Origin of the sequence: Stenotrophomonas maltophilia group sp. RY12688 (assembly GCF_052149045.1) — a bacterium.
Lineage (GTDB): Bacteria > Pseudomonadota > Gammaproteobacteria > Xanthomonadales > Xanthomonadaceae > Stenotrophomonas > Stenotrophomonas sepilia.
In genome coordinates this window covers 2,834,318-2,855,976 of the sequence record NZ_CP197389.1, presented here as the reverse complement: position 1 = coordinate 2,855,976, position 21,659 = coordinate 2,834,318, and the positions used below count along the sequence as shown (strand labels likewise).

General features: G+C 66.5%; 18 protein-coding genes and 2 tRNA genes. 10 read left to right on the top strand and 10 right to left on the bottom strand.

The window, feature by feature from the left end; genetic code table 11:
* The first annotated feature begins 316 nt into the window (after positions 1 to 316).
* The 10 genes from ACS0OT_RS13430 to ACS0OT_RS13385 all read left to right on the top strand — a co-directional run bounded on the left by ACS0OT_RS13430 (position 317) and on the right by ACS0OT_RS13385 (position 10,804).
* Positions 317 to 1,327: an N-acetylornithine carbamoyltransferase gene (locus ACS0OT_RS13430; protein ID WP_005417714.1), complete on the top strand. Its 1,011-nt coding sequence runs from the start codon at positions 317 to 319 to the stop codon at positions 1,325 to 1,327.
* Positions 1,328 to 1,389: 62 nt separating this feature from the next.
* Positions 1,390 to 2,586 carry an argininosuccinate synthase gene (locus tag ACS0OT_RS13425; protein ID WP_005417705.1) on the top strand — a complete coding sequence of 399 codons (1,197 nt, stop codon included), beginning with the start codon at positions 1,390 to 1,392 and terminating at the stop codon, positions 2,584 to 2,586.
* A 152-nt stretch (positions 2,587 to 2,738) separates the two neighbouring features.
* On the top strand, positions 2,739 to 3,827 hold the full coding sequence (locus ACS0OT_RS13420; RefSeq protein ID WP_329844022.1) for an acetylornithine deacetylase: 1,089 nt from the start codon (positions 2,739 to 2,741) through the stop codon (positions 3,825 to 3,827).
* 76 nt (positions 3,828 to 3,903) lie between these two features.
* A complete protein-coding gene (locus tag ACS0OT_RS13415; protein ID WP_065178251.1) occupies positions 3,904 to 5,232 on the top strand; it encodes an acetylglutamate kinase in 1,329 nt (442 codons plus the stop codon).
* 3 nt (positions 5,233 to 5,235) lie between these two features.
* Positions 5,236 to 5,838 carry a GNAT family N-acetyltransferase gene (locus tag ACS0OT_RS13410; RefSeq protein ID WP_065186041.1) on the top strand — a complete coding sequence of 201 codons (603 nt, stop codon included), beginning with the start codon at positions 5,236 to 5,238 and terminating at the stop codon, positions 5,836 to 5,838.
* On the top strand, positions 5,835 to 6,788 hold the full coding sequence (gene argC / locus ACS0OT_RS13405; protein ID WP_065178253.1) for an N-acetyl-gamma-glutamyl-phosphate reductase: 954 nt from the start codon (positions 5,835 to 5,837) through the stop codon (positions 6,786 to 6,788). Before ACS0OT_RS13410 ends, argC begins: the two co-directional genes overlap by 4 nt.
* 20 nt (positions 6,789 to 6,808) lie before the next feature.
* Positions 6,809 to 8,104, top strand: coding sequence for an argininosuccinate lyase (gene argH, locus ACS0OT_RS13400; protein ID WP_442255854.1), 1,296 nt, complete (start codon positions 6,809 to 6,811; stop codon positions 8,102 to 8,104).
* The gene (locus tag ACS0OT_RS13395) at positions 8,104 to 8,367 is read left to right on the top strand and encodes a YciI family protein (protein ID WP_065178255.1); all 264 of its coding nucleotides are present in this window, start codon (positions 8,104 to 8,106) and stop codon (positions 8,365 to 8,367) included. The genes argH and ACS0OT_RS13395 overlap by 1 nt, the downstream gene beginning before the upstream one ends.
* Before the next feature lie 11 nt (positions 8,368 to 8,378).
* Positions 8,379 to 9,536, top strand: coding sequence for a glutamate 5-kinase (proB, locus tag ACS0OT_RS13390; RefSeq protein ID WP_065186042.1), 1,158 nt, complete (start codon positions 8,379 to 8,381; stop codon positions 9,534 to 9,536).
* Positions 9,533 to 10,804, top strand: a complete 1,272-nt coding sequence (locus ACS0OT_RS13385) for a glutamate-5-semialdehyde dehydrogenase (RefSeq protein WP_065196623.1) — start codon at positions 9,533 to 9,535, stop codon at positions 10,802 to 10,804. Before proB ends, ACS0OT_RS13385 begins: the two co-directional genes overlap by 4 nt.
* A gap of 113 nt (positions 10,805 to 10,917) precedes the next feature.
* Here ACS0OT_RS13385 and pgaD read toward each other — a convergent pair whose 3' ends face one another.
* The 10 genes from pgaD to ACS0OT_RS13335 all read right to left on the bottom strand — a co-directional run bounded on the left by pgaD (position 10,918) and on the right by ACS0OT_RS13335 (position 21,606).
* Positions 10,918 to 11,388 (bottom strand): poly-beta-1,6-N-acetyl-D-glucosamine biosynthesis protein PgaD, encoded by a 471-nt coding sequence (gene pgaD, locus ACS0OT_RS13380; protein ID WP_065186043.1) that lies wholly within the window; start codon positions 11,386 to 11,388, stop codon positions 10,918 to 10,920.
* Positions 11,385 to 12,641: a poly-beta-1,6-N-acetyl-D-glucosamine synthase gene (gene pgaC / locus ACS0OT_RS13375; RefSeq protein WP_065178259.1), complete on the bottom strand. Its 1,257-nt coding sequence runs from the start codon at positions 12,639 to 12,641 to the stop codon at positions 11,385 to 11,387. Before pgaC ends, pgaD begins: the two co-directional genes overlap by 4 nt.
* A 1-nt stretch (position 12,642) precedes the next feature.
* A complete protein-coding gene (gene pgaB, locus ACS0OT_RS13370) occupies positions 12,643 to 14,529 on the bottom strand; it encodes a poly-beta-1,6-N-acetyl-D-glucosamine N-deacetylase PgaB (RefSeq protein ID WP_065186045.1) in 1,887 nt (628 codons plus the stop codon).
* 1 nt (position 14,530) lies between these two features.
* Positions 14,531 to 16,558, bottom strand: coding sequence for a poly-beta-1,6 N-acetyl-D-glucosamine export porin PgaA (gene pgaA / locus ACS0OT_RS13365; RefSeq protein ID WP_065186046.1), 2,028 nt, complete (start codon positions 16,556 to 16,558; stop codon positions 14,531 to 14,533).
* A gap of 342 nt (positions 16,559 to 16,900) precedes the next feature.
* Positions 16,901 to 18,106 (bottom strand): CynX/NimT family MFS transporter, encoded by a 1,206-nt coding sequence (locus tag ACS0OT_RS13360; RefSeq protein ID WP_065178262.1) that lies wholly within the window; start codon positions 18,104 to 18,106, stop codon positions 16,901 to 16,903.
* Between the two features lie 224 nt (positions 18,107 to 18,330).
* Positions 18,331 to 18,407: transfer RNA gene (locus ACS0OT_RS13355), tRNA-Pro, on the bottom strand.
* 140 nt (positions 18,408 to 18,547) lie between these two features.
* A tRNA-Pro gene (locus tag ACS0OT_RS13350) sits at positions 18,548 to 18,624 on the bottom strand.
* Between the two features lie 55 nt (positions 18,625 to 18,679).
* Entirely contained in the window at positions 18,680 to 18,796 is a 117-nt protein-coding gene (gene cydX / locus ACS0OT_RS13345; protein WP_005410354.1) for a cytochrome bd-I oxidase subunit CydX, read from the bottom strand.
* 53 nt (positions 18,797 to 18,849) lie between these two features.
* On the bottom strand, positions 18,850 to 20,001 hold the full coding sequence (gene cydB, locus ACS0OT_RS13340) for a cytochrome d ubiquinol oxidase subunit II (protein ID WP_069139781.1): 1,152 nt from the start codon (positions 19,999 to 20,001) through the stop codon (positions 18,850 to 18,852).
* A gap of 15 nt (positions 20,002 to 20,016) precedes the next feature.
* Entirely contained in the window at positions 20,017 to 21,606 is a 1,590-nt protein-coding gene (locus tag ACS0OT_RS13335) for a cytochrome ubiquinol oxidase subunit I (RefSeq protein WP_005417669.1), read from the bottom strand.
* Between the last annotated feature and the right edge of the window lie 53 nt (positions 21,607 to 21,659).

The window sequence follows — 21,659 nt, the reverse complement described above, 5'->3', positions numbered from 1 at the left end:
TGCGACCCCGGCCCCTTGCGCCGGTCACGGCCGCATGCAAAGATATTCGGCCATGAAGCTCACCGACTTCCAGCACGACAGCAGCGCAGCCCGACAGGCGTCTGGCATGACCTCGCGTGCGCGTCGACCGGAACCCCACATTCTCGCTGGGTAACCGGAGCTTTTTGCTGTTCGTCCGAAAAAAACCCAGCCCGCCGGCTGGGTTTTTTCGTTTCTGCGTTCTGAAAGCTGCAACTGCAACCTTTTCGCTCCACCTTTGGTTCCTGCTTTTCCCTTCCACTGCGTCGAACCCGGCGCCGCCACGCAAGGAAAGATGATGTCCCCCAAGCACTTCCTGAACACCCAGGACTGGAGCCGCAGCGATCTCGACGCGCTGCTGACCCAGGCCGCGCTGTTCAAGCGCAACAAGCTCGGCGACCAGCTCAAGGGCAAGTCGATCGCGCTGGTGTTCTTCAACCCGTCCATGCGCACCCGCACCAGCTTCGAACTGGGCGCGTTCCAGCTCGGCGCCCACGCGGTGGTGCTGCAGCCGGGCAAGGATGCGTGGCCGATCGAGTTCAACCTCGGCACGGTGATGGACGGCGATACCGAAGAGCACATCGCTGAAGTGGCCAAGGTGCTGGGCCGTTACTGCGACATCATCGCCGTGCGCGCGTTCCCCAAGTTCGTCGACTGGGCCTACGACCGCCAGGACATCGTCCTCAACAGCTTCGCCAAGTACTCGCCGGTGCCGGTCATCAACATGGAGACCATCACCCATCCGTGCCAGGAGCTGGCCCACATCATGGCGCTGCAGGAGCACTTCGGCACCCAGGACCTGCGCGGCAAGAAGTACGTGCTGACCTGGACCTACCACCCCAAGCCGCTGAACACTGCCGTTGCCAATTCGGCGCTGACCATCGCCACCCGCATGGGCATGGACGTGACCCTGCTGTGCCCGACCGCCGACTACATCCTCGACGACCGCTACATGGGCTGGGCCGAGCAGAACGTGGCCGAGAGCGGCGGTTCGCTGAAGATCAGCCATGACATCGACAGCGCCTACGCAGGCGCCGACGTGGTCTACGCCAAGAGCTGGGGCGCGCTGCCGTTCTTCGGCAACTGGGAACCGGAAAAGCCGATCCGTGACCAGTTCAAGCACTTCATCGTGGACGAACGGAAGATGGCGCTGACCAACAACGGGGTGTTCAGCCACTGCCTGCCGCTGCGCCGCAACGTGAAGGCCACCGATGCGGTGATGGATTCGCCGCAGTGCATCGCCATCAACGAAGCCGAGAACCGCCTGCACGTGCAGAAGGCGATCATGGCCGCCGTTGCCGGGCGCTGATTTTTTCCGATTCAATCATTTCCGCCGGGCACGGCCCGGCGCTACCAGGACATACCCTCCCCATGAGCAACAAAGACGTCGTTCTCGCCTTCTCCGGCGGCCTGGATACCAGCTTCTGCGTGCCCTACCTGCAGGAGCGTGGCTACAACGTGCACACCGTGTTCGCCGACACCGGCGGCGTGGATGATGAAGAGCGCGATTTCATCGAGAAGCGCGCCGCCGAACTGGGCGTGACCAGCCACGTCACCGTCAATGGTGGCCCGGCCATCTGGGAAGGCTTCGTCAAGCCGTTCGTGTGGGCCGGCGAAGGCTACCAGGGCCAGTACCCGCTGCTGGTCTCGGACCGCTACCTGATCGTCGATGCCGCGCTGAAGCGTGCTGCCGAGCTGGGTACCCACATCATCGCCCACGGCTGCACCGGCATGGGCAACGACCAGGTCCGCTTCGACCTGGCTGTGAAGGCACTGGGCGACTACCAGATCATCGCGCCGATCCGCGAGATCCAGAAGGAACACACCCAGACCCGCGCCTACGAGCAGAAGTACCTGGAAGAGCGCGGCTTCGGCGTGCGCGCCAAGCAGCAGGCCTACACCATCAACGAGAACCTGCTGGGCGTGACCATGTCCGGCGGTGAGATCGACCGTTGGGAAGCCCCGGGTGAAGGCGCGCGTGGCTGGTGCTCGCCGCGCAGCGAATGGCCGGAACAGGCGCTGACCGTGACCCTGAAGTTCGTTGAAGGCGAAGCCGTGGAACTGGACGGCAAGGCGCTGCCGGGCGACCAGATCCTGGCCCAGCTCAACAAGCTGTTCGCCCCGTACGGCGTTGGCCGCGGCGTCTACACCGGCGACACCGTGATCGGCCTGAAGGGTCGCATCGTGTTCGAGGCCCCGGGCCTGGTTTCGCTGCTGGCCGCGCACCGCGCGCTGGAAGATGCCGTGCTGACCAAGCAGCAGAACCGCTTCAAGCCGGACGTGGCACGCAAGTGGGTGGAGCTGGTGTACGAAGGCTTCTACCACGACCCGCTGAAGACCGACATCGAAGCGTTCCTGAAGTCCTCGCAGGCCAAGGTCAACGGCGAAGTGGTGCTGGAAACCCGCGGTGGCCGCGTCGACGCGGTGGCGGTGAAGTCGCCGCACCTGCTCAACACCAAGGGCGCCACCTACGCACAGTCGGCCGACTGGGGCGTGGAGGAGGCTGAAGGCTTCATCAAGCTGTTCGGCATGAGTTCGACTGTCTATGCGCAGGTCAATCGCGGTTGACCTGTGACGGGGGCGCCGGCCGCTGGCAGGCGCCTCGCAGCGTCAATGGAGGGTAGTGCCGGCCGCTGGCCGGCTCGTGGCACGGCTGGATCATTGCGCAGCCGGCCAGCGGCCGGCACTACCGATTTCGAACCCTACGGATATTCAGACACATGCTTGAACAGACGCTCGATCACCTGCAGGCCCTGGTGTCCTTCGACACCCGCAACCCGCCGCGTGCGATCACCACCGGTGGCATCTTCGATTACCTGCGCGCGAACCTGCCCGGCTTCAACGTCGAGGTGATCGACCATGGCGCGGGTGCGGTCAGCCTGTACGCCGTGCGTGGGACGCCGAAGTACCTGTTCAACGTGCATCTGGATACCGTCCCGGACTCGCCGCACTGGAGTGCCGATCCGCATGTGATGCGGCGCCTGGACGACCGTGTGGTCGGCCTGGGCGTGTGTGACATCAAGGGCGCCGCCGCTGCACTGGTGGCGGCGGCCAACGCCAGCGATGGCGACGCCGCGTTCCTGTTCTCCAGCGACGAAGAAGCCAACGACCCGCGCTGCATCGCCGCGTTCCTGGCCCGTGGCCTGCCGTATGAAGCCGTACTCGTGGCCGAACCGACCATGAGCGAAGCAGTGCTGGCGCACCGTGGCATCAGTTCGGTGCTGATGCAGTTCGCCGGTCGGGCAGGGCACGCCTCGGGCAAGCAGGATGCGGCCGCCAGCGCATTGCACCAGGCCATGCGCTGGGGAAACCGCGCGCTGGATCATGTGGAATCGCTGGCTTCGGCGCGCTTTGGCGGACTGACCGGACTGCGCTTCAATATCGGCCGCGTCGAAGGCGGCATCAAGGCCAACATGATCGCACCGGCTGCTGAGGTGCGCTTCGGGTTCCGCCCGCTGCCGTCGATGGACATCGATGGCCTGCTGGCGACCTTCGCCGGTTTCGCCGAGCCGGAAGCCGCCGTTTTCACCGAGACGTTCCGTGGTCCCAGCCTGCCCGCCGGTGACATTGCCGAAGCTGAGAACCGCCGCCTGCTGGCGCGCGACGTGGCCGATGCGCTGGAGCTGACGATCGGCAATGCGGTGGATTTCTGGACCGAGGCGTCGCTGTTCTCGGCCGCTGGCTACACCACCCTGGTGTTCGGCCCGGGTGACATCGCCCAGGCCCACACCGCCGATGAGTTCGTGACGCTGGACCAGCTGCAGCGCTACACCGACGCCGTGCATCGGATCATCACCGCCGGCGCCTGATCGACCCCACAACGCCGCCATGCCCCGGGCATGGCGGAACTGCAACGCGGCGACCGCCGCCTGTGACGAAACCGAAATGTCTCCTGCCCTCCAGCCCCACCGCCAGACCCGCCAGACCATCGTGCGCCTGCTTTCCAGCATGGCCAGCGCGAAGGAGATCAGCCAGTACCTCAAGCGCTTTTCGCAGCTGGATGCCAAGCGCTTCGCCGTGGTCAAGGTCGGCGGCGCGGTGCTGCGCGACGATCTCGACGCGCTGACCTCTTCGCTGTCGTTCCTGCAGGAAGTCGGGCTGACCCCGATCGTGCTGCACGGCGCCGGCCCGCAGCTGGATGCCGAGCTGTCGGCGGCCGGCATCGAGAAGCAGACCGTGAACGGCCTGCGCGTGACTTCGCCGGAAGCATTGGCGATCGTGCGCCGGGTGTTCCAGCAGTCCAACCTGCGCCTGGTCGAGGCGCTGCAGCAGAACGGCGCACGTGCCACCTCGATCACCGGTGGCGTGTTCGAGGCCGAGTACCTGGACGTGGACACCTACGGCCTGGTCGGCGAGGTGAAGAAGGTCAACCTGGCACCGATCGAGGCCAGCCTGCGTGCCGGCTCGATCCCGGTCATCACCAGCCTGGGTGAAACCGCCGGTGGCCAGATCCTCAACGTCAACGCCGACTTCGCCGCCAACGAGCTGGTGCAGGAGCTGCAGCCGTACAAGATCATCTTCCTGACCGGCACCGGTGGCCTGCTGGACGAGGCGGGCAACGTGATCGATTCGATCAACCTGTCCACCGAATACGACCACCTGATCGCGCAGCCGTGGATCCACGGTGGCATGAAGGTGAAGATCGAACAGATCAAGGACCTGCTCGACCGCCTGCCGCTGGAATCGTCGGTGTCGATCACGCGTCCGGCCGACCTGGCCAAGGAACTGTTCACCCACAAGGGCTCGGGCACGCTGGTGCGCAAGGGTGAGAAAGTACTGCGCGCCACCGCCTGGAGCGAGCTCGACCTGCCGCGGCTGAAGGGCCTGATCGAATCCAGCTTCGGCCGCACCCTGGTGCCGGACTACTTCGAAAAGACCAGGCTGCTGCGTGCCTATGTCAGCGAGAACTACCGCACTGCGGTGATCCTCACCGACGAGGCCGAAGGCGTGTACCTGGACAAGTTCGCCGTGCTCGACGACGCGCAGGGCGAAGGCCTGGGCCGCGCGGTCTGGAACGTGATGCTGGAGGAGACCCCGCAGCTGTTCTGGCGCTCGCGCCACGGCAACCCGATCAACCACTTCTACTACGCCGAGTCCGATGGCTGCTACAAGCAGGACCATTGGAAAGTGTTCTGGTTCGGCGCCGATGGCATCGACCGGATCAAGACCTATGTCGATCATTGCGCGCAGCGCGCACCGAGCCTGCAGGGCTGAGCGATGACCAATCCTGACGTTTGGAACACGGTGCCTACCCTGCGCGGCCAGCACGTGGCGCTGCAGCCGCTGCAGCTTGAGCATGTCCCCGGCCTGCGCGCTGCCCTCGAAGGCAGCGGCCTGGACCAGCTCTGGTACACCCAGGTGCCGTCACCGCAGCAGGTCGAGCACTATGTACAGGCCGCGCTGCAGGCGCACGCCGAAGGCAAGGTGCTGCCGTTCGTGATCCGCGACGCCGCCGGTGACATCATCGGCAGCACGCGCTTCTACGACATGGATGCCAGCGTGCCCAAGCTCAGCCTCGGCTACACCTGGTACACGCCGCGCGTGCAGCGCACCGGCGCCAACACCGAGGCCAAGCTGTTGCTGCTGCAGCACGCCTTCGAGGCCATGGGCTGCATCAGCGTGGTGCTGGAAACCAGCTGGTTCAACGTCACCTCGCGCACCGCCATCGCCCGCCTCGGCGCCAAGCAGGATGGCGTGCTGCGCAACCACAAGCGGCACGCCGACGGCACGCCGCGCGACACCGTCATCTTCTCCATCATCGATGCGGAATGGCAGGGCGTGAAGCGCCACCTGCAGTACCGCCTGGACAGTCACGCATGAACGATTCGACCTTCACCCTGGGCATCGTCGGTGCCCGCGGCCATACCGGCGCCGAGCTGATCAAGCTGGTGGCCGCCCACCCGCGGCTGAAGCTGGCTTTCGTCTCCTCGCGCGAGCGCGCCGGGCAGCGCCTGTCCGACCACCACCCGGAATTCCAGGGCGAGCTGCAGTACGAAAACCTGGACGCCGATGCGGTGGCGGCCAAGGGCGTGGACGCGGTGATCCTGGCCCTGCCCAACGGCCTGGCCGCGCCGTTCGTGGCTGCGCTTGAAACCGCGAAGCCGGACACCGTCATCGTCGACCTCTCGGCCGACTACCGTTTCGACAACAGCTGGTACTACGGCCTGCCGGAGCTGACCCGCGGCCGGTACAACGGCCAGAAGCACATCAGCAACCCGGGCTGCTATGCCACCGCGATGCAGCTGGCGGTGCATCCGCTGCTGGACCTGCTGGCGGGTCCGCCGCAGTGCTTCGGTGTCTCCGGCTACTCCGGTGCCGGTACTACGCCGTCGGACAAGAACAACGTCGAACTGCTGGCCGACAACCTGATGCCCTACGCGCTGACCAACCACGTGCACGAGCGCGAGGTGTCCGTACAGCTGGGCGTGGCGGTCGAGTTCATGCCACACGTCGCGCCGCACTTCCGTGGCATCACGCTGACCGCCAACCTGTGGCTGAACCGCGTGCAGACCCGTGAGCAGATCGTCGAGCGCTTCCAGCAGGCCTATGCCGGTGAACCCTTGATCGAAGTGCTGGACGAAGCGCCGTGGGTCAGCCGCATCGCCGGCCGCCACGGTGCCCAGGTCGGTGGCTTCACGCTCGCGCCGGGCGGCAAGCGCGTGGTCGTGGTGGCGACGCTGGACAACCTGCTGAAGGGCGCGGCCACCCAGGCCATGCAGAATCTCAACCTCGCGCTGGGCATCGACGAACTGACGTCGATCCCGCACTGAACACGCATTCCGGAGCCCCCATGGCAGACCTTCTTTGGCAGAAGCCCGGCGTCGCCGTCGACGCCCAGATCCAGACCTTCCTCGCCGGCGACGACGTGATCCTCGACCGCGAGTTCTTCCTGCATGACATCGCTGCCAGCTCCGCGCATGCGCAGGGCCTGCAGCACATCGGCATCCTCAGTGCCGATGAGCTTGCCGGACTTCTGCGCGAACTGGAGATCCTGGCGCAGGACTTCCGCGAAGGCCGCTTCGTGCTGGATACGCAGTACGAGGATGGCCACTCGGCGATCGAGGCGCGCCTGACCGAACGCCTTGGTGATGCGGGTCGCAAGATCCACACCGGCCGCAGCCGCAACGACCAGATCCTGGTCGCCACGCGCCTGTGGCTGAAGGAGAAGCTGCAGCGCGTTGCCCAGCTCAGCACCGAAGTGGCAAAGGTCGCGCTGGACCGCGCGCAGGCCGAGAAGGACCTGCCGATTCCCGGTTACACCCACATCCAGCGTGCCGTGGTGTCCTCGGCCGGCATGTGGTGGGCGGGCTGGGCCGAGGCCTTCATCGACAACGCCATCCGCGCCCGTGACACCCATGCACTGGTCGATGCCAATCCGCTCGGCACCGCCGCCGGCTACGGCGTGAACCTGCCGCTGGACCGCAAGCACACCACCGCCGCGCTGGGCTTCGCGCGCATGCAGATCTCGCCGATCTACGCGCAGCTGTCGCGTGGCAAGTTCGAGCTGGCTGCACTGGAAGCGCTCGGTGGCGCCACGCTGGACCTGCGCCGCATTGCGTGGGACCTGTCGCTGTTCACCAGCGCCGAGTTCGGCTTCGTCGCGCTGCCGGCGCAGTACACCACCGGCAGTTCGATCATGCCCAACAAGCGCAATCCGGATGTGATCGAGCTGATGCGCGCCACCCACGCCAGCGTCGCCGCTGCGCGCACCGAGATCGAGCAGCTGCTGTCGCTGCCGTCCGGCTACCATCGCGACCTGCAGTCGTCCAAGGGTGCCATCTTCCACGGCTTCGGCCGTGGCCTGGCCGCGCTGGAGCTGCTGCCGGCGCTGCTGGCCAACCTGGAATGGCGCGACGACAGGCTGCGTGCGGCGATCGATTCGGGCATGTATGCCACCGACGTGGCGGTGGAAGCGGCCGTGGCCGGTGTGCCGTTCCGCGAGGCCTACAAGGCGGCTGCGGCCGGTGCCGACAGTGCAGGGCAGGGACGCACGCCGGAAGGCAGCCTGGCTGCGCGTGTATCGCCGGGCTCGGCCGCTGACCTGCGCCTGGACGAACTTCGCGCGCGCTGGCAGGCGTTGTCCTGATGGCGGCCACGGTGTATCTGGTGCTGGCGATGCGCCGGCCGGACTTCAACGATGCAGCGGTGCAGCCGCATCGTGATTTCCTCGATGCGTTGCAGGCGCAGGGCAAGCTGCAGCTGACCGGTGGCTTCGCCGATGGCAGCGGTGGCGCCTACGTGCTGTGCAACGTGGACAGCCTGGCGCAGGCGCGGGCCATCGTCGCCACCGATCCACTGGTGACGATGCAGGCCTCCGACCTGACCGTGCACGAATGGAACACCCGCTGAGAGCCTGACCGATGATCCAGCACGCTGCCCTTGTCGCCTCGCCGTTCCCCGAACAGGTGCTGCCGCCGTGGCGGCGTGCGGTGCTCAAGGTCGGCAGCAGCCTGCTGGCAGCCGATGGCGGCGGCCTGTCGCCACGCCACGCGCTGGGCCTGGCGCAGTTCGTCTCGGCCAATCTCCTGGCCGGGCGCGAGGTGGTGATCGTATCTTCCGGCGCGGTCGCTGCCGGGCGCGCAATCCTGCCGCGCGCCGATGAACCGGGCGCGGCGATGGCGGCGCGGCAGGCCCTGGCCGCGCTCGGCCAGGCCCAGCTGATCGGGCTCTGGCAGCGCTTCTTCGAGCGCCCGGTGGCGCAGGTGCTGCTGACCCACGACGACCTGCGCAACCGCCGCCGCTACCTCAATGCACGCGCCACGTTGAGTGAACTGTTGCGCCTGGGCGCATTGCCGGTGGTCAACGAGAACGACACCGTGTCGGTGGATGAGCTCAAGCTCGGCGACAACGACAACCTGGCTGCCACCGTGGCGGCGCTGGTCGACGCCGATGCGCTGTTCATCGCCACCGACATCGATGGCCTGTACAGCGCCGACCCGCGCACCGTGGCCGATGCGCGGCCGTTGCACGACGTGCCGGAACTGGGTGACGAGGTGCTGGCGATGGCGGGCGGCGCCGGCTCGCGCGCCGGTACCGGCGGCATGCGCACCAAGCTGGAGGCGGCGGCGAAGGCCGGACGCCTGGGCATCGAAACCTATCTGTTCAATGGCCGCAGCGGTGACGTGGTGCGCGCGCTGGCGCAGGACCGCCTGTTCGGCACCCGCATCCATGCCGCACGCAGCCGCGAGGCCGCCCGCAAGCACTGGCTGCGGCATGCACCGCTGGCCGAGGGTGTGATCGTCATCGATGCCGGTGCGGCACAGGCGATGCGCGAGAAGGGCGCCTCGCTGCTGCCCGGTGGCATCACCGGTGCAGAGGGCGTGTTCCGCCGTGGCGACATGGTGCAGGTGTGCTGGAACGCGCCGCAGGGCCGTGTCTGCGTCGCGCGCGGCGTCAGCCAGTACGCGGCCGATGATGTGCGCCGGATCGCCGGCCGCCATTCGCGCGACATCGAGGCCGTGCTCGGCTACAACTACGGCGGCAGCGTCGTCCATCGCGACGACCTGGTGCTGCCATGACCGGATTGAAGGAGACACCGATGAGCGAGATCGAAGCGCAGGCGCGTGCCTGCCGTGATGCGGCGCAGATCGTTGCCGGCCTCGACGGCGCGGCACGACGCACGCTGCTGCTGGCGATGGCGCAGGCGCTGGAAGTGAATGCAGGGTTGATCCTGGCCGGCAATGCACGTGACCTCGCCGCCGCGCGCGAGAAGGGCGTGGGCAGCGCCATGCTCGATCGTCTGGCACTGGACCCGCCGCGCCTGTTCGCGATGGCCGAAGCCGTGCGCGAAGTGGCCGGATTGCCAGATCCTGTCGGCGAGGTCACCCGCGATGACGTGCGCCCGAATGGCATCCGTGTGCAGAAGGTGCGCGTGCCGCTGGGCGTGATCGCGATGATCTACGAGGCGCGCCCGAACGTGACCGCCGAAGCCGCGGCGCTGTGCCTGAAGGCGGGTAACGGCGTGATCCTGCGCGGTGGTTCCGAGGCAATTCACTCCAACACCGCGATCGCGCAGGCACTCGCCGGTGCATTGAAGGCCAATGGCGTGCCGCCGGCCGCCGTGACCGTGCTGACCGACCTGCGCCGCGAGGCGATGCTGGAACTGCTGCAGCTGCATGAGCTGATCGACCTGGCGATTCCACGGGGTGGCGAAGGCCTGATCCGTTTCGTTGCCGAGCATGCGCGGGTACCGGTGATCAAGCACTACAAGGGTGTCTGTCATCTGTTCGTGGATGCCAGCGCCGACCTGGGCAAGGCTATCGACCTGCTGGTGGATGGCAAGTGCAGCCGGCCAGCCGCCTGCAATTCTCTGGAGACACTGCTGGTACACCGTGACGTAGCCGATTCCTTCCTGCCGCGCGTGGCGCAGGCGCTTGGCCAGCGTGGCGTTCAGCTGCGCGCCGATGCGCAGGCGCAGCCGCTGCTGCCGGGCAGCACGGCGGCGACCGAGGAGGACTACGCCGCCGAGTTCCTCGACCTTGTGCTGGCCGTGCGCGTGGTGGACGACCTCGATGCGGCCATCGCGCACATCCGCCGCTATACCTCCGACCACACCGAAGTGATCGCGACCGCAGACGCCGACCATGCCGAGCGCTTCGTCACTGCGCTGCGCTCGGCGGTGGTGATGGTCAATGCCTCATCGCGCTTCTCCGATGGTGGCCAGCTGGGCCTGGGCAGCGAAATCGGCATTTCCACCACGCGCCTGCATGCCTATGGCCCGATGGGTCTGGAAGCGCTCACCGTCGAACGTTTCGTGGTGCGTGGCGAAGGGCAGACGCGCACATAAGTGGAACCACGCCATGCGTGGGTGTTCTTCGCGGCAGACCCCGGTGCCGACCATGATCGGCACCCACCAGGCACAAGCGCCGACCAGGGTCGGCACCCCACCGGGTTGTCGGGCTACACCACCTCGCGGCGGATGCCGACCGGACGTGCGTGATCATCCATGTGCAACGTGGCGGCCTTGCAGCCCATCAGGCGTTCGGCCAGCCCCGTGCTGGCACCCAGATCGGCGGCCACTTCGTTGAGGCTGGCCAGTGGCCGCGGCAGGCGGCGTTCGTGGCCACGGAAGCGGGCGCGGTTGTACTCGGCCCAGCCGATCAGCAGCACGCTGGCGCCCAGCAGCATCAGCGGCAATGCCACCAGCACGTAGGGATCGAACTGGCTTTGCCGTTCGTACAGCTGCTGCCAGGCCAGCTGGCCGCCAACCAACCACGAGAACAGGGTCACCAGGGGCGCCCACAGGTAGAAGTAGAAGCCCCAGAACGCCAGCGTGACGAATCCCCAGGCGGTGCGCTGGAAGCGCGGCTGGCGGTGTGGCTTGCGGATCATCCGTGAGTCGAAGCGGTTGGACGGGCGTTGCGCGTTCATCGGATCCCCCGGTCAGGGCTGGTCCAGGTGGCGCGCTTGCTGCGACGGCGCAGCAGTGTCTTCGGCAACGCCACCAGGGTGGTGGAAAGGCTGATCAGCCAGTACGCCATCGGGTACCAGATGACCCAGAAATAGTTGCGTCCAATCTGTGTTTCGTAACGTCGGTCGATGATCAGGCTGCTGGCGAACTGCAGCAGGCAGACCAGCGCCAGGATCACGCCATGCCACTGCGGCAGCAGGCTGGCGATATGCAGCTGCGGCGGCAGCTCGATGAACTTGCCCAGTGCCCACAGCAGCACGATGAACAACATGGTGTAGGCCCAGATCACGCTCAGCACGTACTCCAGCAGCACGCCCCACATGCGCCGCTCTTTCCAGTGCAGCAGCGAGCGCGCGTGACGCAGCATCACCTCCACGCCGCCCTGGGCCCAGCGCAGGCGCTGCCGCCACAGGCCCTTGAGGGTCTCCGGCATCAGGATGAAGCACAGCGCATTGGGTTCGTAGCGGATGTCCCAGTGCGCGCGCTGCAGGCGCCAGCTGATGTCGATGTCCTCGGTCACCATGTCATCCGACCACCAGCCGACCTGATGCAGGGCGGTACGGCGGAAGCCGGCGATCACCCCGGAGATGGTGAAGATGCGCCCGTATACGCGCTGCGCGCGCTTGATCATGCCGATGATCGAGGAAAACTCGGCCACCTGCAGGCGGCCGAGCAGGGTGGAGCGGTTGCGGATGCGCGGGTTGCCGGTGACCGCACCGACCCGGTTGCCGCTGACCAGGTGCCAGATCATCCAGTGCAGCGCATGTTCCTCCAGCATTGCATCGCCGTCGATGCACACCAGGTACTCCGAGCGAGCGGCCAGTGCGCCCATGCGCAGCGCATTGGCCTTGCCCAGGTTACGATCCAGGTGCAATACGCGCAGCCGCGGGTGCCTTGCCGCCAGCACATCCAGCCGCGCGCCGGTGTCATCGCTGCTGCCATCATCGATGGCGATCACTTCGTAGTCGGCGGGGTAACGCTGGGCCAGCGCCGCAGTGAGTGTGTCATCCAGATTCTCTGCCTCGTTGTGGCAGGGCACCAGCAGGCTCGCGAAGGGGGGCTCGACCATCAATGGAGGGTCGTTGCGCGGGCGCGAGTGGCGTTCGCGCCGGTAGTAGTAGTAGAGGCCGCCGGACATCCAGAAGAACGCCATCACCATCGGGTAGTAGAAAGCGAACTGGAACAGGACCTGCAGCAGCGGATGCATGTCCATGTCACTTCTCCGGGTACGGGAAGGTGCCGGCGGACATCGCCGCGCGGGCATCGCGGGTGGAGGGCTGGTCGGCGATGAAATCGTCCGGGTACCAGGCGAAGTGGTGCACGCCCTGTGCCTGCAACTGGCGGATCTGTGCGCGCAGGCGCTCGGCGGGAATCGGTTGCCCGTTGCGCCAATCGACGGTCTGCAGCTCGAACAGGGTGTGCTGCAGCTGCGGGTCGTGTGCGCGTACTGCGGCCAGCAGCTGGTCCAGCCAGCGCTCGGGGTGCTTGCTGCCTTCCATCCACGGCATCGCCATCAGCGCGGTCTGGTCATAGGCCTTGTTGAACAGGTCCAGGCGCTGCGCGAACCAGGCCTCGCTCTGCGGGCGGAGTACCGGCTCAGCGTACAGGTTGCGCACGGTGGCCAGTTTCGGGCGCCAGCGTTGCGCGCTGTCGCGCAGCGCCAGGGTGAAGCTGATCAGCGCCTGCGTGCGCGCACTGCCATCGCCGCCGGCTGCCAGTGCCGGCAGCTCGGTGTCGCGCAGGTAGCCGTCGTCATGGAACAGCAGGCCTTCAAAGTAGGAATTGACCGCCAGATCCTCGTAGATGTCGAGCATGATCTGGCGGGCCTTCGGGTTGGTGAAGTCGAGCCGGTACATGCCGTCGGCATCGCCGTTGCGGATCGCCAGCGCCTTGCGCTGCGCCGGGTCGGGCAGCTCGAAGCCAAGCACCGGCAGCCATGCGTAGACCTTCACGCCGGCGCGGGATTTCAGTTGCCAGGCGACGCGGCTGAACAGGTCCGCCCGCATCGGCATGTGACGGTTGGGGAAGTACAGCGCATCGGCCGTGTTGTTGCCGTCCGGATCGGCGAACGCCTGCAGGTAGACGTGCGTCGGCGCGATGCGCTTGACCCGTTCGACCAGCGCATCGAGGTTGCGTGCCTGCTGCGCCGGGTCAGCGTCGTAGACATCATCCAGGTCGATCTGCAGGGCACGGATGCCATCGAGCGCGACATCGCGGCGCAGCTCGTAGGCCAGGCCTTCCACGGTCGGGTTGTCGCTGACCAGGAAGCGCGCCAGGCCATGCAGGTCGCTGGCCACCGGCGTGCTGCGGCCCTCCAGATCGAAGGACACCGGCATGCCCAGCTGTTCGGCGATGTCATTGCTCAACTGGTTGTAGGCCGCGTACGGCCAGACGATGGCGCGCGGGCGCACGCCCAGGTGCTGCTCGATGCGCTGCACGCTGCGCGCGAGGTCGGTGCGCAGGCGCTGCCCATACTGCGCTTCAGTCTCGTAGCTGTGCGTGGCCGGGCTGTAGATGCGGGTGACCACGGCGGGCGTGGAATTGCCCTGTGGATTGGCGAGCACGCCGTGGTGCAGGTCGTCGGTGTGGCTGGCCACTTCGATCAGGCCACTGTCGTGCATCTGCTTCAGCTGCGCCCAGGTGACGAAGTCATCGCGGCCGAACGGCCGGTACCCGTAGTCGATGGTGCGTCCCGGAGCCATGTCCACGTAGTCGGTGATTACCGCCACCAGTGCCGGGTAGCGGTAGGCCTGCAGCAATGGGAAGGCCTTGTCGTAGACGCTGCGCAGGCCGTCATCGAAGGTCAGCAGCACAGGCTTGGGCGGCAGCGTGGCCCGCCCCTGCGAGGCATCGATCACCTGCGACAGCGAGACCGGGTGATAACCATGCGCGCCGAGCCAGTCCAGGTGTGCGGCGAAGTTCTGCGTGCTCACCGCATAGGTATCGGCATCGCCCTTGGCCGCGACCTGGTCGCGGATGTCGTGGTAGCTGAGGATCAGCAGGCCATTGTCGATCGCATCGAGATGCGCGGCCTGCTGCGCGAACGCCGGCGGCATGGCGGCCAGCAGCAGGAGCACGATCAGTCGCAGGAAGCAGGCCATGTCAGTCTCCCCAGCGCAGTGCGGCTTCGAAGCCGATATGACGCTCGCGGTGGCCGTCGTAGACCGGCCGCGACCAGCGCACGCCGTATTCGAGCACGCGGCCCGGGCCCAGCTGCCACTCGTGCATGTAGGACACCGTCGGCACCAGCGCACTGCCGAACCCGTCCTGCCAGTAGTCACCCAGCGAGACGGTCAGCCGGTGCCGGAAGTGGCGCTCGTAGTGGCGCCACAGCTGCTGGTCGATGCGCAGGCCGATCTCGACCATGCGGTCGCGCTTCGGATTGAAGTAGGGCGCGTCGTCGCGGCTGCCGCGGCTGGTATAGGCACTGGCCAGGCCATCGAGCAGCCAGCGCGGGCGGGTCAACAGGCGCTGTTCAATGCTGGTGCTGAACAGTTCGCGATGGTTGCCGTCGTCGTAGCGGAAGCGGCTGGCACCGAGCATCCAATGGGTGAGCTCGCTGCGCCGGTAGTCCACCTGTGCGCTCACGCTGTCGGCGCTGATGCCGGCCGCGCGTGCCTGCATCGAGGCGTCTGGATCATTGCGCGCGGCCACCAGGCCGGCGTGCCAGTAATCGTTGAACTGCCAGCCGACGCCGACCCGCAGGCCGGTATCGCCGATGTGGTCGTTGGCGCGCAGGACGGCCGCTTCCGCATCCAGCTGCCCGAAGCGGTAGCGCACGCCCGCACCCAGCCACAGGGGATCGATGCGCTGGTCCTGGAAATCGGTCGAGCGCCGGTCGGCCAGGGCGAACAAACGCCAGCGGTCATCAAGGATCGGTGTCTCCACTTCCACACCATAGTGGCGATCGTTGTTGCCCAGTGGCGAGGTGCCACCGCCACCGGAGCTGCGGCCGATGTCGGTCCATGCCTTCAGCTGCCAGCCGCGATGCGCACGCCAGGCCTGGTCCATGCGTTCGACAGCCGGTTGGGTGGGATAGCGTGCGACCAGGTCATCGTGCAGCGGCCGCGCCAGGTCGTCGCGCTGCAGGGCGACGTAGGCCTCTTCCATGCCCAGCCGCGGTTCGATGTCACGCGGGTCCAGCGCGTGTGCCATCTGCTGCCGCTGCAGCGCCCTGCGTGGCCAGCCGCGCATCATGTAGACGCTGCCCAGCGCACTCTGCAGGCCTCCGTTGCCGGGTGCGATGTCCACCATCGACTCCAGGTCGTGCTGCGCGGTGACCAGGTCGCCGCTGTAAGCGCGCACCATTGCCAGGTTGAGATCGGCCTCGTAGCGTGACCAGTTCGCGTACGGTGATTTGCCGTTGCTCCAGCGCCACGCCGGCTCCTTGTCGCGCCATGCCTGCAGCAGGTCGATCGCCTTTTCCTGCTGCTCGCTTTCCAGGTAGGCGTAGGCCAGTTCCGAATGCGAGGCGTCGCGCGCCGGATCGCCAGCGACGGCCGCCTGCAGTACCGGAATGGCTTCTTCCGGGTGCAGGGTGCCCATCAACGAATCGCCCACGGCAGGCAGCACGTAGTCGGGCAGGGTGTGGCCTTCGGCCTGCAGGGCTCGTGCTTCCTCACGCACCTGTACATGGCGGCCCAGCCGGTTGAGCAGGATCAGCCGGTCCATGCGGATGCGCAGTGGGGCCTGCGAGGGTGGGGTGCCTTCGCCGCCGACGTAGCGCTGCATGCGCGCCAGGGTCGACTCGGCTTCTTCCAGGCGGCTGTCCTCGCTGCTGCTGTAGGCCAGGCTCCAGACCACGAGTTTGGCCAGGTAGTCGCCTTCCAGGCGCTGCTTCTGGGCGTCGTCGAACAGCTGCGGCCGCTGCTGGTACAGCTCCCAGGCGCGCCAGGCATTGCCGATGTCGCCCAGGGTCAGCACGCGCAGCTTGAACAGCAGATCGTCGTTGGGCTGCTGCTGGCTGGCGCGCTCGATTGCGCCGAGCGCATCCAGCCAGCGGGCCTGGTCGCGGTAGCGGCCGATCTCGGCCAGGGCCGCGTCGCGGTCGGACGGAGCCGCGCCGCTGGTCCAGGCCAGAGCGGTGCATGCGAGGCCGACGCAGAGCGCCAGCCGGCGGTGGACAACCATTGGGGACCCCCTTGGCTTCCGAACCAGACAACCTGCGAAAATGTGACGCAAGTCACATGCCAGTATTTGGCGTGGCCGTGGCCCGCGTCACTCCCTTCGTGCGTTCCCGCCCATTGAAGACGGATACAACCCGGACAGCGACCTGCAATGTCTTGTCTGAAACGAGAGTCCCCCGCACACCGAGTGGTGGCCTGGGCGGCGCTGCCGCCCCCATGCCCGATGCCGGCACGCGGCAAGGAAGGGCATTCGTGGGCACTATCCGCCCGGAATTGTCAGTTCGGCGTCAAGATTGCCCGGTGTCTGACGAGCGGTAGGCGGGGCCGTCTGGCGGCCCCGGCCGGGCTACCAGAGATCTTCCAGCTTGCGGGGCTTGCAGGCGACCCACGAGGCGCACAGCATCAGGGTGGCGCAGCCGAACAGGAAGCTGAACGGGAGCGTCCAGCCATTGCTGACGGTATGCAGCCAGCCGACCAGGAACGGGCCCAGGCAGCTGAAGCTGTAGCCCACGCCCTGCATGAAGCCCGACAGCGCGGCCGAGCCGGCCGGGGTGCGGGTGCGCAGGTTGATCAGGGTCAGCGCCAGCGGGAAGGTGGACGGGCCGACGCCGAGCAGGCAGGCCCACAGCAGGGGAGCCTTCATCGGCGCCAGCAGCAGCCCGGTGAAGGCGATCACGAACGAGAAGAAGCCGATCAGCACCAGCGGGAACGGGTTCTGCATGCGTACCGCCATCGACGGAATGACCAGTGACGGCAGCAGGCCCAGTGCCGAGAACACCGCTACCATCACGCCACCGAATGCAGGCGTGCCACCGGCCTCGACCACGATGCGCGGCAGCCAGGTGAACATCGAATAGGTCATCAGTGAGGTCATGCCGAACATCAGCGTCATGCTCCAGCCCAGCGACGTGCGCCAGACCTTTCCGTGCGGCTGCGCGGTGGGATCGGCGGCGTCGGCCAGCGGCTTCGGTGCGCGCCTGGCCAGCACCAGCCACGGCAGCGCGGCGGCCAGTGCAAGCAGCGCCCACATGCCCAGTGACACGCGCCAGCCTGCAGCGTTGGCCACCGGTACTGCCAGTAGCGCCGGCAGCATCGTGCCCAGCTGCAGCACGCTGATGTAGAGCGTGCTCATGGTGCCGACCTTGTTGGCGAAGTAACGCTTCACCAGCGGCGGCACCACCACGTTGCCGATGCCCATGCCGGCCAGCGCGATTACCGAGCCCAGCAGCAGCGTGCCGACGTTGCCGGCGCTGGAGCGCAGCAGCAGGCCGGCCATCGCCATCAGCATTGCCAGCAGCGTAGTGCGTTCCAGGCCCAGGCGCCGCGCCAGTGCCGGCGTGGCCACGCCGAACAGCGCGAACGAGGCGGTCGGCAGCATGCCCAGTACGCCGGTCATGGTGGTACCGAAGCCGAACTGCTGGCCGAGCACGTCCAGCAGGGGCGTGATCGACGTTACTGCGGTGCGCAGGTTGATCGCTGCCAGCAGGATGGCGGCGAAAGCCAGCACGCGCCCGTGCAGCAGCGACGGCGAATCGGAAGTGGAGGAACTCATCGGTGGTCCTTGCAGGTGTCGCACGCCGCGGCAATGGCATGCAGCGCCGGCATCGGTCTACGCCGAAGCGGCAGGTGGGGGAGTGGTGGCTGCAGGTGGGCCGGCAGCGCGGCCATTGTACGTGTGCGCTCCGGCAAGGTCCCGTCATGCGGGCGGCCTGGCGCCGGGTACAAAAAAACCCGGAGGACAGTGATGTCTTCCAGGCTTCTTGGTGACCACCGAAGTGGTCGGGGAGACAGGATTCGAACCTGCGACCTCTACGTCCCGAACGTAGCGCTCTACCAGACTGAGCTACACCCCGAAGGGAGCCGCCTATTCTAGCGATTCACCCCGATGGCGGCAAGGGGTGAATGCTGTTTTCTTCACACTGCCGAAGCAGTGCCACCTCAGGGAACAAAAAAGCCTGGATGACTTCACCAGGCTTCAATGCGACCACGTGAGTGGTCGGGGAGACAGGATTCGAACCTGCGACCTCTACGTCCCGAACGTAGCGCTCTACCAGACTGAGCTACACCCCGAAGGAGCCGCCTAAGATACCGTGTGAAGGCCAGGGCGGCAAGGTTTTTTTACAGCTCAGCGACGATTTTCTTTCTCGATGCGGTTCTGCTCGCGGGCTTCGAACCACATGCCGTTGAGGATGGCCACCGTCGAGGCGAGGCCGGCACCGAGAATCCAGGCGAAGTACCACATGGTCAATCTCCTTTGTTCAAGAGTGTGCCGACCGTCGGCCGGCACACCGGCAATCAGTAGGCGTTCGGGTTGTTGCCCATCTCTTCGGTGGTGGTCTTGCCCTTCAGCACGCGGTACACCCAGGTGGTGTAGGCGAGGATGATCGGCAGGAACACCGCCGTGGCCAGCAGCATGATCCACAGGGTCAGGTGGCTGGACGAGGCATCCCACACGGTCAGGCTGGAGGTGGGCTGGCTCGAGGACGGCAGCAGGAACGGGAAGATGGCGAAGCCGACGGTCAGGATGATGCCGGCGATGGCCGCACCGGAGGCGATGAAGGCCAGGCCACCACGACGGGCACGCAGCAGCACCGCACTGGCCAGCAGGCCCGCCAGGCCGAGCAGCGGGGCCAGGATCGTGGCCGGCATCGCGCTGTAGTTGCGCATCCAGCCACCGGCGGCGCCGAGTTCGGCGGTCTTCAGCAGCGGATTGGTGGCGCCATCGGTAACCACCTGCGAGGTGATCTGGTAACCCGGCAGGCCGAAGGCCACCCAGGCGCCACCCACTGCGAACAGCACGAAGGCGATGATTGCCGCGATGCTGCCGAAGCGGGCAGCACGATCGGCCACCGGGCCGTCGGTCTTGATCACCAGCATGGCCGCACCGTGGGCGACCAGCATCGACACGCTGAGCAGGCCGGCCAGCAGCGCGAAGGGCATCAGCAGGCCGAAGAACGAGCCGGTGTAGAAGATGCGCATGCTGTCATCGAAATGGAACGGAACGCCCAACAGCACGTTGCCCACGGCCACGCCCATGATCAGTGCGGGAATGAAGCCACCAATGAACAGCGCCCAGTCCCAGGTGTTGCGCCAGCGTTCGCTGGGCATCTTGCTGCGGAACTTGAAGCCGACCGGACGCAGGATCAGGGCGAACAGGATCACGAACATCGCCAGGTAGAACCCGGAGAAGCTGACCGCATACAGCGGCGGCCAGGCGGCGAAGATCGCGCCGCCACCCAGGATCAGCCACACCTGGTTGCCTTCCCAGACGGGGCCGATGGTGTTGATCACCCGGCGGCGCTCCGCATCAGTGCGGGCGACGAAGGGCAGCAGGGTGCCCACGCCCAGGTCGAAACCATCCATCACGGCGAAGCCGATCAGCAGGATGCCGAGCAGCAGCCACCAGATCACGCGCAGCGTGGTGTAGTCCAGAAGAATGAAATCCATCTTGGTTCTCCTGCCTCAGGCCTGGCCGGCGGCCGGCGCCGAGGCAATGTGGGAAGCATGCGGCTGGGGCGACTGCAGCGACGGCAGCAGTTCGTCCGGCCCCTTGCGGATCGCCTTGAGCATCAGCTTGATCTCGACCACGATCAGCGCGGTGTAGATCGCGGTGAAGCCGGCCAGGGTCAGCACGATTTCATGCAGCGCCAGGCCCGATGCCGCATAGAAGGTCGGCAGCACGCCATCGACCGCCCACGGCTGGCGGCCGTATTCGGCGACGAACCAGCCGCACTCGATCGCGATCCACGGTGCCGGCAGCGTCCACAGGGCCAGCTTGAGGAACCAGCGCTTGTCCTGGAAGTTGTTGCGGCACGAGTAGTAGAAGGCCAGCGCGAAGAAGGCGATCAGGTAGAAGCCCAGGCCGGCCATCACGCGGAAGGTCCAGAACAGCGGCATCACGCGCGGCACCGTGTCCATCGCCGCCTGCGAGATTTCCTGCGGGGTGGCGTTGAGGATGTCATCGCGATAGCGCTTGAGCAGCAGGCCGTGGCCCAGGTCCTGCCAGTGGCGGTCGAACATCTCGCGCGCTTCCACGTCGTTCTTGTTCGCACGCAGGCGTTCCAGCGCGCCGTAGGCGAGCTGGCCACCGCGCACGCGGTGTTCGGCGCGCTCGACCAGTTCCAGGATGCCCGGAATCGGCTGGTTCAACGAACGGGTGGCGATCAGGCCCATCAGGTACGGGATCTTCACCGCGTAGTCGTTCTGGTGGGTGTCCTGGTTCGGGATGCCGAAGGCGGTGAAGTCGGCCGGCGCACGCTCGGTCTCCCACATCGCTTCGATCGCGGCCAGCTTCATCTTCTGGTGTTCACTGGCGGCGTAACCGCTCTCGTCACCCAGCACCACCACCGACAGCGAGGACAGCAGGCCGAACGCTGCGGCCACCGCGAACGAACGACGGGCCAGGTCCTTGTGCTTGTTGCGCAGCAGGAACAGGGCGCTGATCGCCATCACGAACACCGCACCGGTCACATAACCGGCGCTGACGGTGTGCACGAACTTGGCCTGCGCCACCGGGTTGAACACCACCGCCATGAAGTCGACCACTTCCATGCGCATGGTTTCCGGGTTGAACACCGCACCGGTCGGGTTCTGCATCCAGCCGTTGGCGACCAGGATCCAGATCGCCGACAGGTTGGTACCCAGCGCCATCAGCCAGGTCACCATCAGGTGCTTGACCTTGGTCAGGCGGTTCCAGCCGAAGAAGAACAGGCCGACGAAGGTGGCTTCCAGGAAGAACGCCATCAGGCCTTCGATGGCCAGCGGCGCACCGAAGATGTCACCGACGTAGTGGCTGTAGTAGGACCAGTTCATGCCGAACTGGAATTCCATGACGATGCCGGTGGCGACACCCATGGCGAAGTTGATGCCGAACAGGACGCCCCAGAACAGGGTCATCCTGCGCCAGATCTCCTTGCCGGTCATCACGTACACGCTCTCCATGATGGCCACCATGAAGGACAGGCCGAGGGTGAGCGGTACGAATAGGAAGTGGTACATCGCGGTCAGCGCGAATTGCAGCCGCGACAGTTCTACGACTGTCTGATCAATCATGGCCTGGCTACCTCGTTGGATAGTGCCGTTGCAGGTGGCGGGAAGGGTGGTCT